At 71.7% G+C, this 12,118-nt stretch carries 12 protein-coding genes; 6 read left to right on the top strand and 6 right to left on the bottom strand.

Annotation, left to right across the window (positions count from 1 at the left end; translation table 11 throughout):
* Position 1: 1 nt before the first annotated feature.
* Together H8838_RS06840 and metG are read right to left on the bottom strand one after the other, a co-directional pair.
* A complete protein-coding gene (locus tag H8838_RS06840; RefSeq protein ID WP_185995045.1) occupies positions 2-898 on the bottom strand; it encodes an alpha/beta hydrolase in 897 nt (298 codons plus the stop codon).
* Positions 898-2,688, bottom strand: a complete 1,791-nt coding sequence (gene metG, locus H8838_RS06835; RefSeq protein ID WP_185995046.1) for a methionine--tRNA ligase — start codon at positions 2,686-2,688, stop codon at positions 898-900. Before metG ends, H8838_RS06840 begins: the two co-directional genes overlap by 1 nt.
* 54 nt (positions 2,689-2,742) lie before the next feature.
* On the opposite strand from metG, the gene H8838_RS06830 reads away from it, so the two are divergent.
* On the top strand, positions 2,743-3,438 hold the full coding sequence (locus H8838_RS06830; protein ID WP_181310403.1) for a GOLPH3/VPS74 family protein: 696 nt from the start codon (positions 2,743-2,745) through the stop codon (positions 3,436-3,438).
* 28 nt (positions 3,439-3,466) lie between these two features.
* Here H8838_RS06830 and H8838_RS06825 read toward each other — a convergent pair whose 3' ends face one another.
* Positions 3,467-4,078, bottom strand: coding sequence for a mycothiol-dependent nitroreductase Rv2466c family protein (locus tag H8838_RS06825; protein ID WP_185995047.1), 612 nt, complete (start codon positions 4,076-4,078; stop codon positions 3,467-3,469).
* Between the two features lie 69 nt (positions 4,079-4,147).
* Between H8838_RS06825 and pepN the strand changes: the two genes are divergently transcribed.
* Positions 4,148-6,715: an aminopeptidase N gene (gene pepN, locus H8838_RS06820; protein WP_185995048.1), complete on the top strand. Its 2,568-nt coding sequence runs from the start codon at positions 4,148-4,150 to the stop codon at positions 6,713-6,715.
* Between the two features lie 125 nt (positions 6,716-6,840).
* On the opposite strand, the gene H8838_RS06815 is transcribed toward pepN, so the two are convergent.
* Complete coding sequence (locus tag H8838_RS06815; RefSeq protein ID WP_181310400.1) at positions 6,841-7,233, bottom strand: DUF5130 family protein; 393 nt, start codon at positions 7,231-7,233, stop codon at positions 6,841-6,843.
* The gene (locus tag H8838_RS06810; RefSeq protein WP_181310399.1) at positions 7,211-7,588 is read right to left on the bottom strand and encodes a hypothetical protein; all 378 of its coding nucleotides are present in this window, start codon (positions 7,586-7,588) and stop codon (positions 7,211-7,213) included. The genes H8838_RS06815 and H8838_RS06810 overlap by 23 nt, the downstream gene beginning before the upstream one ends.
* 80 nt (positions 7,589-7,668) lie before the next feature.
* Between H8838_RS06810 and H8838_RS06805 the strand changes: the two genes are divergently transcribed.
* Together H8838_RS06805 and H8838_RS06800 are read left to right on the top strand one after the other, a co-directional pair.
* Complete coding sequence (locus tag H8838_RS06805; protein WP_185995049.1) at positions 7,669-8,793, top strand: mechanosensitive ion channel family protein; 1,125 nt, start codon at positions 7,669-7,671, stop codon at positions 8,791-8,793.
* Positions 8,794-8,813: 20 nt separating this feature from the next.
* Complete coding sequence (locus H8838_RS06800) at positions 8,814-9,248, top strand: globin (protein WP_185995050.1); 435 nt, start codon at positions 8,814-8,816, stop codon at positions 9,246-9,248.
* Here the strand turns inward: H8838_RS06800 and H8838_RS06795 are convergent.
* Entirely contained in the window at positions 9,219-10,100 is an 882-nt protein-coding gene (locus H8838_RS06795) for an acyl-CoA thioesterase (RefSeq protein WP_224766438.1), read from the bottom strand. The genes H8838_RS06800 and H8838_RS06795 overlap by 30 nt on opposite strands.
* 157 nt (positions 10,101-10,257) lie before the next feature.
* Here H8838_RS06795 and H8838_RS06790 point away from each other — a divergent pair, with 157 nt between their 5' ends.
* Both H8838_RS06790 and H8838_RS06785 read left to right on the top strand, forming a co-directional pair.
* Entirely contained in the window at positions 10,258-11,472 is a 1,215-nt protein-coding gene (locus tag H8838_RS06790) for an acetyl-CoA C-acetyltransferase (RefSeq protein ID WP_181310396.1), read from the top strand.
* Between the two features lie 100 nt (positions 11,473-11,572).
* The gene (locus tag H8838_RS06785) at positions 11,573-12,073 is read left to right on the top strand and encodes a MarR family winged helix-turn-helix transcriptional regulator (protein WP_181310395.1); all 501 of its coding nucleotides are present in this window, start codon (positions 11,573-11,575) and stop codon (positions 12,071-12,073) included.
* Positions 12,074-12,118: the final 45 nt, after the last annotated feature.

Here is a 12,118-nt window from a genome sequence, read left to right as displayed (position 1 = left end):
CTCAGACGTGCTGGCCCAGGAAGGCCGCCACCTGACGCATCAGGGGCTCGGCGGCGTGGTAGGCGTCGGGGTGGCGCCAGAAGCCGTGCAGCATGCCGAGGTAGCGGGTCCCCACGACCTCCACGCCGAGCTCGGCGAGCCGCCCGGCGAGCAGCTCGCCCTCGTCCCGGAGCGGGTCGTGCTCGGCGGTGACCACCAGCGTGGGCGGCAGCGTGCCGAGCCGGTCCGAGCGCAGCGGGGCCAGGTCCGGGTGCTCCAGGTCGGCGGGCGTCGCGGCGTACTGGTCCCAGTACCAGCGAGCGTCCGCGGGGTCGAAGCCCTGCACCTCGGTGCGGTAGGACTCCCCCGCCATGGTGGGGTCCAGGAACGGGTAGATCAGCGCCAGGGCCGCGAACCGTCCCGGGTGCCGCAGCGCGGCCACCAGGGCGAGGTTGGCCCCGGCACTGTCGCCGTGTGCCAGCAGCGGGGTCGACGGGTCGAGACCGAGCTCCTCGAGCCCGCCGGCGACCAGCCAGTCCGTGACCGCGGAGACGTCGTCGGGCGCCGCGGGGAACGGGTGCTCGGGCGGACGCCGGTACTCCACGCTGAGCACCGCCATCCCCGTCCGGTTGGTCAGCCGGCGCGCCGAGGCGTCGTGGACCTCGACGTCGTTGAGCACGAAGCCGCCCCCGTGCAGGTGGACCACCAGGGCCGGCACCCGGTCGACGGCCGGGCGGTAGAAGCGCACCGGCACACCGGCCGCCTCCAGGTCGCGCACCTGCGCCACCTGCTCGCGCGGTCCGGCCAGCGCGGCGGCCCGGTCCCGCGCCCGCTCCGCCTCGACGTCGAAGGCCGGGTCGGAGACCCGCTGGTCGCCGGCAGCCGCCTCGAGCGCGGCCCGGGCCTGGGGGTGCAGCATCAGGCCAGTCCCAGCCGGGCCAGCTCGTCGTCCACCACGGCAGGGTCGAGCTTGGTGAAGACGGGGGCCGGCTTCTCCACCGGGGTCCCCGGGCGCACGGGGAGCCGACGCCACGGACGGATGCCGGTGTAGTCGCCGGTGATCACCGGGTAGCCGGGCCCGCCGTCCAGGTCCTCGGCCTCCTCGATCCGCGGCAGCGGCTGCACGTCGCCGAGGCCGCCCAAGGCTCGGTCCACCTCGTTGGCGGTGAACGGCAGGAACGGGCTGAGCAGCGTGTTGAGGTCCTGCACGCACTGGGCCATCACGTGCAGCACGGTGGCCAGGCGCTCCGGGTCGTCCTTGATCTTCCACGGCTCGGAGTCGGTGACGTACTTGTTGACCTCGCCCACGGTGCGCATCGCCTCGGTGATCGCGTGCCGCATCCGGTTGCGGCCGATCTGCTCGCCCACGACCCCGAACGCGTCGTCGACGAGGTCCAGGATCCGTCGGTCCTCGTCGGTGAGCGGACCCGCCTCCGGGATCTGGCCGAAGTTCTTGGCGACCAGCGTCGCGGTCCGGCTGACCAGGTTGCCCCAGCCGGCGACCAGCTCGGAGTTGGTGCGCTGCACGAACTCCGACCAGGAGAAGTCGGAGTCCTGGTTCTCCGGGCCGGCGGCCGCGACGAAGTACCGGAAGGCGTCCGCCTGGTAGCGCGAGAGCAGGTCGGCGACGTAGATCACGACCTTCTTGGAGGAGGAGAACTTGCGCCCCTCCATCGTGAGGAACTCCGAGCTCACCACCTCGGTGGGCAGGTTGAGCCGGCCGTACTCGTGCTCGGCACCACCCTTGCTGCCCTGGCCGTTGTAGGCCAGCAGCTCGGCCGGCCAGATCTGGCTGTGGAAGGTGATGTTGTCCTTGCCCATGAAGTAGTACGACAGCGCCCGCGGGTCGTTCCACCAGGCGCGCCAGGCGTCGGGGTCGCCGCTGCGCCGCGCCCACTCGATCGAGGCGGAGAGGTAGCCGATCACCGCGTCGAACCAGACGTAGAGCTTCTTCGTCTGGTTCTCGCGCCAGCCGTCCAGGGGCACCGCGATGCCCCAGTCGATGTCGCGGGTCATCGCCCGCGGGCGGATCTCGGCGAGGATGTTCTTGGAGAACTTGATGACGTTGGGGCGCCAGGTGCCCGAGGCCTCCCGCTCGTCGAGCCACTCCCCCAGCGCCTCGGCCAGGGCCGGCAGGTCGAGGAAGAAGTGCTGGGTCTCGATGAACTCCGGCGTCTCCCCGTTGATCCGGGAGACCGGGTCGATCAGGTCGTGCGGGTCCAGCTGGTTGCCGCAGGCGTCGCACTGGTCGCCGCGGGCGCCGGGGGTGCCGCAGATCGGGCAGGTGCCCTCGATGTAGCGATCCGGCAGGGTGCGGCCGGTGGACGGCGAGATCGCGCCGTACGTCGTCTGCTCGACGAAGTAGCCGTTCTCGTAGACCCCGCGGAACATCTCCTGCACCACCGCGTGGTGGTTGCGGGTGGTGGTGCGGGTGTACATGTCGTAGGAGAGGCCGAGCCCGACCAGGTCCTCCACGATCAGCCGGTGGTTCTTGTCGGCCAGCTGCTGGGGCGTCATGCCGGCCTCGTCGGCGGCGATCAGGATCGGCGTGCCGTGCTCGTCGGAGCCGGAGACCATGAGCACGTCGTGGCCCGTCATCCGCATGTACCGACTGAAGACGTCGGAGGGCACGCCGAACCCGGCCACGTGGCCGATGTGGCGCGGGCCGTTCGCGTACGGCCAGGCAACTGCGGAGAGGACTTTGCTCATGTCCCGATCCTAGTGACGTTCCTCGAGCCGAGCCGCCGCGGCTAGGGTCGCCCCATGCCCGAGACCCCCACCCTGGTCGCCGAGGACCTGATGCTGCTGCTCATGGACGACGAGAAGGGCCGGCTCGCCGCCTCCTCCCAGTCCCGCCCGCTGTTCGGCGGCGCGCTGCTCGTGGAGCTGGCGCTCGACGAGGCGGTCGAGGTCGAGGAGAAGCGCGGCCTCCTGCACACCCCCCGGGTGCACGCGCGTCAGCCCCGGTCCCAGGAGCGGCCCGACCCACTGCTGGCGCAGGCCTGGCAGACCGTCTCGGAGAAGCCGCGCACCGCGTCGGACCTCGTCGGCCGCCTCGGCAAGGGGACGCGCGAGGAGCTGCAGCGACGGCTCGTGGCGCGGGGCATCCTGGAGGAGCGGGAGACGCGCGTGCTGGGGCTCTTTCCCAGCCGCACCTGGCCGGCCGCGGACCTGCGGCACGAGCAGGAGGTCCGCGCCGGGCTGCAGCGGTGCCTGGTCGGCGGTGCCCAGCCGGACCCTCGCACGGCGAGCCTGATCGCCCTGCTCTCCGCGGTGGACCAGGCCCACCGAGTGGTGGACCGCGGAGCGCTGAGCTCCCGCGAGGTGCGGAAGCGGGCCAAGGCCATCGCCGAGGGGAGCTGGGCGGCCCAGGGCGTGCGGGACGCCGTCGCGGCCTCGACGGCGGCGATCACCGCCGCGGTGACGACCTCGGCAGCCGTCACCGCAGCCGGCTCCTGAGCCCGAACCCCTCGGCCGGGCCGGCGGGTCAGCTGAAGTCGAGCTCCCCGGTCCGCGAACGCTTGAGCTCGTAGAAGTAGGGGACCTTGGCGACGGCGACGCAGCCGTCCCAGAGCTGACCCGCCTCCTCGCCGCGCGGGATCTTCGAGAGCACCGGGCCGAAGAACGCGGCTCCCTCGATCGCGATGGTCGGCGTGCCGACCTCGTCGCCCACCTGGTCCATCCCCTCGTGGTGCGAGCGCGCCACCGCCTCGTCGTACGACGGGTCGTCCATCGCGTCGACCAGGTCGGCCTCGAGACCGGCGTCGGCGACCGCGGCGGCGATCAGCTCACGGGAGATCGGCTGCTCCCCGACGTGGATCCGCTCCCCCATGGCGGTGTAGAGCGGCAGCAGCACCCTGCGGCCGTGCCGCTGCTCGGCGGCGATACACACCCGCACCGGCCCCCAGGCGGGCTGCAGCATCTCCCGGTACTCGTCCGGGATGTCCTTGTCCTGGTTGAGGTAGGCCAGGCTCATCACGTGCCACACCACCTCGATGTCGCGCACCTTCTCCACCTCCAGGATCCACCGCGAGGTGATCCAGGCGAACGGGCACAGCGGGTCGAACCAGAAGTCGGCATGCGTCTTGGCGTCGGTCATTCCTGAAGTCAAGCAGACAGTGCCAGGCGACACTGGGACTCTCCAGGGCGCGGTGACATGATGCGGGGCATGCCTGGAACTAACCTCACACGGGACGAGGCCGCCACCCGCGCCGCCCTCCTGGACGTGACGTCGTACACCGTCGAGCTGGACCTGACCACCGGGGAGAAGACCTTCGGCTCGACGACCACCCTCGAGTTCTCCTGCCGGGAGCCCGGCGCGAGCACCTTCGCCGACCTCGTCGACGCCACGGTGCACGAGATCACCCTCAACGGCCGGTCCCTGGACCCCGCCACCGCGTACGCCGACAGCCGGATCGCCCTGGACGGCCTCGAGGCCGACAACGTGCTGGTGGTCCGCGCCGACTGCACCTACAGCCACACCGGCGAGGGCCTGCACCGCTTCGTCGACCCGGCCGACCAGCGGGTCTACCTCTACAGCCAGTTCGAGGTGCCGGACGCCCGCCGGGTCTTCACCACCTTCGAGCAGCCCGACCTCAAGTCCAGCTTCACGTTCCAGGTGACCGCGCCCGAGCACTGGAAAGTGGTCTCCAACTCCCCCACGCCCCAGCCCGAGCCCGCCGGGAACGGCACCGCGGTGTGGCGCTTCGAGCCCACGGTCCGGATGTCGACCTACATCACCGCGATCGTCGCCGGTGAGTACCACGAGGTGCTCGACACCTACGAGGGCAAGTTCGGCACCATCCCGCTGGGCCACTACTGCCGCCAGTCGCTGGTCGAGCACATGGACACCGAGGAGCTGGTGCGCACCACCAAGCAGAGCTTCGGGTTCTTCGAGGAGAAGTTCGACTTCCCCTACCCCTTCGGCAAGTACGACCAGCTCTACGTGCCGGAGTACAACATGGGCGCGATGGAGAACGCCGGCTGCGTCACGCTGCGCGACGAGTACCTGCCCCGCAGCCGCCAGCCGCGCTCGTTCTACGAGTTCCGCACCTCGGTGATCACCCACGAGATGGCGCACATGTGGTTCGGCAACCTGGTGACCATGAAGTGGTGGGACGACCTCTGGCTCAACGAGTCGTTCGCGGAGTGGGCCTGCTACTGGTGCGAGGCGGAGGCCACGGACTTCACCGACGCCTGGACCGGCTTCGCCAACGCCCGCAAGCAGACCGGCTACCGCGCCGACCAGCTGCCGAGCACCCACCCGATCGCGGCCGACAACGTCGACCTGCACGCGGTCGAGGTCAACTTCGACATGATCACCTACGCCAAGGGCGCCTCGGTGCTCAAGCAGCTGGTGGCCTGGGTCGGCCTGGAGCCCTTCGTGGCCGGTCTGCGCCAGTACTTCAAGGACCACGCGTTCGGCAACGCCACGTTCGACGACCTGCTGGCGGCGCTGGAGCGCTCCTCGGGCCGTGAGCTGCAGGGCTGGGCCCGGGAGTGGCTGCAGACCGCGGGGGTCAACACCCTGCGCCCGTCCTTCGAGCTGGACGACGAGGGCCGCTACACCTCCTTCACCGTCGAGCAGAGCGCTCCGGCGGACTACCCGACGCTGCGCCGGCACCGGCTGGGCATCGGCCTCTACGACGCCGAGCCGGGCGAGGCCGGGACCGAGCGGCTGGTCCGTCGCCACTACCTCGAGGTCGACGTGGAGGGCGCCTCCACCGCGGTCGCCGAGCTCGTCGGGGAGCGCCAGCCCGCGCTGCTGCTGCTCAACGACGAGGACCACGCCTACGCCAAGATCCGGCTCGACGAGCGCTCCCTGGACACGGCGGTCACCGGGCTCTCCCGGCTCGACGACTCGCTGGCCCGGGCCCTGGTCTGGGGCGCCACCTGGGACATGACCCGCGACGCCGAGCTGCCGGCGCGTGACTTCGTCCGGCTGGTGCTGGCCAACATCGGCACCGAGACCGACTCCTGGGGCGTCACCCGGATCCCGGTCTCTGCCGCCATGGCCGTCAACCTCTACTCCGACCCGGGCTCCCGCGCCGAGCTGCGTGCCGAGTGGGAGGCGGGACTGCGCGAGCTGCTGCTCGCCGCCGAGCCCGCCAGCGACCACCAGCTCACCTTCGCCCGGGCGTACGCCGGCGCGGCCCGCTCGGAGGCCGGCCTGGCCGACCTGGAGGCGCTGCTCGACGGCTCGCTGCAGGTCGAGGGCCTGGTCGTCGACCAGGACCTGCGCTGGACCCTGATCACCGGGCTCGCCGCGGGCGGCCGGTTCGGCGACGCGCAGATCGACGCCGAGCTGGAGCGCGACCGGACCATCTCGGGCCAGGAGAAGGCGGCCGCCGCCCGGGTGGCCCAGCCGACCGCGGAGGCGAAGGCACTGGGCTGGGAGGCGATCATGGATCCCGCGACGCCAAACGAGACCTCCCGGGAGATGGTCTTGTCCATCTTCCGCGCCGGTCAGGACGAGGTCGTGGCGCCGTACCTGGAGAAGTACCTGGACGCGGCCGGCACGCTGATCGACACGCTGGGCTTCCACAAGGCCTCGATCGTGCTCGAGCACGGCTTCCCCAAGGCCCTGGCCTCGCCGGAGCTGGTCGACCGGGTCGAGCAGTGGCTCGCTGCCACCGACGCACCCAAGGCCGCCCAGCGGTACGCCCGCGAGGGCGTGGCCGACGTGGTGCGCGCGCTGGACGCGCAGGCGTGCGACACCCGGGCCGCCGGCGCCTGAGTGCGCTGAGAAGCACAGGAGCCCCGGACCGCCTGGCGGTCCGGGGCTCCTTCGTTCTTGGTGCTGCGTTCGTCCTGGGTCCTGCCACGGCCCGCGCAGGCGTTCGCCGTGCGGGGCTCGAGCGGCTAGGAGCCCGAGTGCAGGGTGCGGGGCGGGATCGCGTGCTCGGCGAGCAGTGCGATGCCGCGCTTGAGCCCCGCGACCTCGTCGCCTCCGGCCATCGTGGTGGCCATCTCGGCCACCGCGAGCTCGACCTCGGCGTCGGTGAGGTGGCGGCGCACCTCGGCGCCCGTCACCACCTCGAGCAGGTGGGCCGTCGGGTCCACCATGACCAGCACGCTGCGGTCCGGGCTGGCCAGGGCGGCGTGCAGGCGACGGGCGAACTCTCGCGGCTCACCGGTCACCACGCCACGGAAGAGGGAGAACTCGAACCGCGTGGCCTGCTCGGCCGCGCGGATGACGCGGTCGAGCTCGGCGCGTTGGCTCGAGGTCAGCTCACCAGGTGCCACTGGCGCCACCGGTCTCCTTCTCCGAGGACGAGGAGCCCTCGAGCTCACCGCGTCCGGCTCGCGGGCCGCCGAGCCACTGGTCCTCGACCGGCGAGGAGCTGGAGGAGATCTTCTCGCCGCGGGCCAGGATGGGGGCGTAGAACAGCAGGGTGATCAGGGCGACGCCGCCCAGCGGCAGCCCGACGAGGATCAGCAGGAACTGGAGCGCCGAGACGGAGTCGGGCTGCGTCCAGTTCTCCGGGACGTCGGCCAGGGCGGGCGAGGCCAGCAGCACGCTGCCCATCACGGCCACCGGGACGATCAGTCGCAGCGACGAGCGCAGGACGCGGGCGGGGCTGGTCTCGGAGGAGCTCGTGGAGGTCACGCGGGGAAGGATATCGCGACGGCTCCGCCGACCTGCACCTGACCACGAACGGTCACCAGCGGCTCGCCATACTGAGGGCCATGCCAGCACTCCCCCTGCAGACCAGCGAGCAGACCAGTCAGGTGTGCGAGGACGGTCAGGCCCTGTGCGGCTGGACCGAGGAGGCCACCGGGAACGCCGACCTGGCCCAGGCCGCCGACCTCCTGATCGGCAAGCCGTTGACAATCACGCTGCTCGTGCTCGGCGCGCTCCTGGTGCGCTGGGTGCTGCACCGGCTCGTCGACCGTGTGGTGCGCCGCGCCGAGCTCGGCATGGTGCCCGACCGGTTCGCCCGGGCCGCGAGCACCACCTCGGCACGACTGGGACGCAGCGTCGAGACCTCGCCGCGGGACCTGGCCGCCCGGGCCCGCCGCATCCAGCGGGCCAAGACCATGGGCAGCCTGCTCAAGAGCATCATCAGCGGCGTGGTCCTCGCGGTCGCGGCGACCATGATCCTCTCCGAGCTGGGCGTCAACATCGCCCCGATCATCGCCAGCGCCGGGATCGTCGGCCTGGCACTCGGCTTCGGCGCCCAGACGCTGGTCAAGGACTTCCTGTCCGGCATCTTCATGCTGATCGAGGACCAGTACGGCGTGGGCGACGTGGTCGACCTCGGAGAGGCGTCCGGCACGGTGGAGGCGGTCAGCCTGCGTGTCACCCGGCTGCGCGACGCCAACGGCACCGTCTGGTACGTGCGCAACGGCGAGATCCTGCGGGTCGGCAACATGAGCCAGAACTGGGCCCGCGCGGTCCTCGACATCACCGTCACCTACGACGCCGACCTGGTGCACGCGCGCCAGGTGCTGGGCGAGGTGGCCACGAGCATGTGGCAGGACGAGGACTTCCAGGGCCGGGTGATCGAGGAGCCGGAGGAGCCCGGGGTGGAGGCGATGACCCTCGACGGGATCACCCTGCGCGTCTCGCTGAAGACCGCGCCGATGGAGCAGTGGTCGGTCGCCCGCGCGCTGCGCGAGCGGGTCAAGGCCCGCTTCGACCACGAGGGGATCGTCATCCCGCACACCCGGTACGTCGAGTGGACCCCCGAGGCGCCCGAGACGTCCGAGCGGTCCGGGGCTCCCGCACGGTCCGGGGCGGCGGAGCGCGGGCCGGACCGGGAGCCGGTCGACGGCGAGGAGCCCCCCTCCCCCACCCGCCCGGTGCGCTGAGTGGAAACCGGCCCGGCACAATGGGACGCGTGAGCACCTTCTACGACGAGATCGGCGGAATGGACACCATCCGTACCGTCGTGGACACCTTCTACGAAGGGGTCGCGCAGGACCCGCTGCTGCGTCCCATGTATCCCGAGGAGGACCTCGGCCCGGCGGCCGACCGGTTCGCGCTCTTCCTGGCCCAGTACTGGGGCGGACCCGGCACGTACTCCGAGACCCGCGGGCACCCGCGGCTGCGGATGCGGCACGCCCCGTTCGAGGTGACCCCGACGGCTGCGCAGCACTGGCTGGTCCACTTCCGCGCCGGACTGGACAAGGCGGCCCTCACCCCCGAGCAGGACGCGAAGCTCTGGGACTACGTCACCCACGCCGCGCAGTTCATGGTGAACACCAACGAGGTCCCGCAGGGACCGAGCGGCGGGTCACCGGCCGGCGACCTCCTCGAGCCTTGACCGCAGGGCGGGCGGCGGCTCGGCACTCCGCCCGGTGACCGGGTCGAGGTAGACCAGCACCACCCTGGCCCGGCTCATCACCCGGTCGCCGTCGCGGATCTCGGACTCCACCGTCACCGACCGGGAGCCCAGCCGGGTCACCCAGTTCAGCACCTCGTAGGGCTCGGACCGGAACAGGATCGGCTGCCGGTACTCCACCTGGGTGCGGGCCAGCACGACCACGACGCCGTGGTCCTCGACCTCGGCGGCGAGGCGGCCCATCATCGCCACCCGCGCCTCCTGGTAGTACTCCACGTACTTCACGTTGTTGACGTGGCCGTAGACGTCGACGTCGCTGAACCGCACCCGGAGCGGGTAGCGGCTCGCGGGCTCGGCCGGTTCCCCGTCGGCGGACTCCCGTCCGGCCAGCGCCGGCTCGGACGCGGTCGGCTCGACGTAGCCGGCCAACGCCTCCCGCTCGGCCGCGGTCAGTCTGCGCGGCCGCTCCTCGGCGAAGACGAAGGGGGTGAGCACGGTGGTCGCCCGGGCGTAGACGGTCCGCTCGCCGTCGACCTCGTCGAAGATCTCGTAGGCCATGGTGAAGCTGGCCGCCCGCACCTGCGTCACCCAGCACTCGATGCTCACCGGGCGTGGACGCAGCTGCAGGGACCGCAGGTAGGTGATGTCGTGCGAGGCCACGACCAGCCCCTCACCCGGACGCGCGCCCGCCAGGCCGCCCGCGGGCGCGGGGGCGTGGGTGCGGAGCATGTCGACCCGGGCCTCCTGCAGGTAGTCGAGGTAGACCACGTTGTTGACGTGGTTGAGGACGTCCAGGTCGGCCCAGCGCATCGGGCACTCGTAGAGGTGGCGCACGGACCGGATCGTCTCACCTCCGGGTCCCTGGTCGCCGCGCCCTCCCCGGTCGGGGCGCGATGGCCAAGGACCGTTGGGCGGGCGCACCCTGACTCTGGGCGCAGAGCCCACGTAGGGTGGCCAGGGCCCTACCGAGAGTCCCGATGAAGGAGCTTCCATGCCCGAGGCAGTGATCGTTTCCGCCGCTCGTTCCCCGATCGGCCGCGCCAACAAGGGGTCCCTGAAGGATCTGCGGCCCGACGACCTGGCCGCCACGATCATCAAGGCGGCCCTGGACAAGGTGCCCGCACTGGACCCGAACACCGTCGACGACACGCTGCTGGGCTGCGGCCTGCCCGGCGGCGAGTCCGGCAACAACATGGGTCGTGTGGTCAACGTGCTCAACGGGATGGACGACGTCCCGGGCGCGACCATCACCCGCTACTGCTCCTCCTCGGTGCAGACCACCCGGATGGCCTTCCACGCGATCAAGGCCGGCGAGGGCGACGTCTTCATCTCGGCCGGCGTCGAGACCGTCTCCCGCTTCGCCAAGGGCACCTCGGACCACCTGCCCAACACGGTGAACCCGCTCTTCGACGACGCGCAGAGCCGTACCGCCAAGCTCGCCGAGGGCGGCCAGGACTGGCACGACCCGCGCCAGGACGGCGTGCTCCCCGACGTCTACATCGCCATGGGCCAGACCGCCGAGAACGTCGCGCGGCTCCGCGGCCTGGACCGCAAGGAGCTCGACGAGTTCGCGGCACGCTCGCAGAACCTCGCCGAGAAGGCGATCGCCGACGGCTTCTGGGCCCGGGAGATCACCCCGGTCACCACCCCCGACGGCACCGTGGTGAGCGCCGACGACGGCCCCCGCGCCGGCGTCACCTACGAGGCGCTCGCCGGGCTCCAGCCGGTCTTCCGCCCCGACGGCGTGGTCACCGCCGGCAACTGCTGCGCGCTGAACGACGGCGCCGCCGCCGTCGTGGTGATGAGCGACACCAAGGCCGCCGAGCTGGGCCTCACCCCGCTGGCCCGGATCGTCTCCACCGGCGTCTCCGGCCTCTCCCCCGAGATCATGGGCCTGGGCCCGGTCGAGGCGACCAAGCGCGCCCTGGCCCACGCCGGGATGAGCATCGGCGACATCGACCTCGTGGAGATCAACGAGGCGTTCGCCGCCCAGGTGGTGCCCTCCTACCAGGAGCTCGGCATCGACCTGGACCGGCTCAACGTCAACGGCGGCGCGATCGCCGTCGGCCACCCGTTCGGCATGACGGGCGCCCGGCTCCAGGCCACGATGCTCAACAGCCTCGACTGGCACGACAAGTCCACCGGCCTGATCACCATGTGCGTGGGCGGCGGCCAGGGCATGGCGCTCATCCTCGAGCGCATCTGAGCCTCGTACGACCTCGTCGCAGCGCCCGCCCCAGGAGCCGTCAGGCTCTAGGGGCGGGCGTTGCCGCGCTCAAGGCCCGGAGCGGGATAGGGTCTGGCCCATGACTGACTCGGGGGCGACCAAGTGGCTCGACGAGCCGCAACAACGGGCGTGGCGGGCGCTGATGCTGGGCCACACCCTGCTGCTGGACCGGTTGGACGACGACCTGCGTGACTCCTTCGACATCTCGCTCGCGGAGTACGAGATCCTCGTCCGGCTCTCGGAGCGCGAGGGACGCGCGATGCGGATGGCCCAGCTGGCCGACGCGCTCGCCCACAGCCGCAGCCGGGTCACGCACACGATCGCCCGGCTGGAGCGCAGCGGCTACGTACGCCGGGCGGCCTCCCCCGAGGACGGCCGCGGCGTGGTGGCGACGCTCACCGACGACGGGATGGACCTGCTGCGCCGTGCGGCCCACGTGCACGTGACGGGTGTCCGGACCAACCTGGTCGACCTCGTCTCGGGCGAGGACCTCGAGGCGGTGGGCCGGGTGATGAACGCCGTCGCCGACCACCTGATCGCGCGGCACCCCGAGATGGAGATGCGCGAAGCGACGCCGTGAGCCCGGAGCCTCCCGGGGCAGGACTCCAGGAGGCTCCGAAGGCTC

The organism is Nocardioides campestrisoli, assembly GCF_013624435.2.
Lineage (GTDB): Bacteria > Actinomycetota > Actinomycetes > Propionibacteriales > Nocardioidaceae > Nocardioides > Nocardioides campestrisoli.
This window is presented reverse-complemented; position numbering and strand designations above follow the sequence as displayed.

What these genes read in the sequence shown, in the direction of transcription:
- H8838_RS06840 (WP_185995045.1), bottom strand. Translation starts at nt 898, where the DNA reads ATGCTGCACCCCCAGGCCCGGGCCGCGCTCGAGGCGGCTGCCGGCGAC.
- metG (WP_185995046.1), bottom strand. Translation starts at nt 2,688, where the DNA reads ATGAGCAAAGTCCTCTCCGCAGTTGCCTGGCCGTACGCGAACGGCCCG.
- H8838_RS06830 (WP_181310403.1), top strand. Translation starts at nt 2,743, where the DNA reads ATGCCCGAGACCCCCACCCTGGTCGCCGAGGACCTGATGCTGCTGCTC.
- H8838_RS06825 (WP_185995047.1), bottom strand. Translation starts at nt 4,078, where the DNA reads ATGACCGACGCCAAGACGCATGCCGACTTCTGGTTCGACCCGCTGTGC.
- pepN (WP_185995048.1), top strand. Translation starts at nt 4,148, where the DNA reads ATGCCTGGAACTAACCTCACACGGGACGAGGCCGCCACCCGCGCCGCC.
- H8838_RS06805 (WP_185995049.1), top strand. Translation starts at nt 7,669, where the DNA reads ATGCCAGCACTCCCCCTGCAGACCAGCGAGCAGACCAGTCAGGTGTGC.
- H8838_RS06800 (WP_185995050.1), top strand. Translation starts at nt 8,814, where the DNA reads ATGGGACGCGTGAGCACCTTCTACGACGAGATCGGCGGAATGGACACC.
- H8838_RS06790 (WP_181310396.1), top strand. Translation starts at nt 10,258, where the DNA reads ATGCCCGAGGCAGTGATCGTTTCCGCCGCTCGTTCCCCGATCGGCCGC.
- H8838_RS06785 (WP_181310395.1), top strand. Translation starts at nt 11,573, where the DNA reads ATGACTGACTCGGGGGCGACCAAGTGGCTCGACGAGCCGCAACAACGG.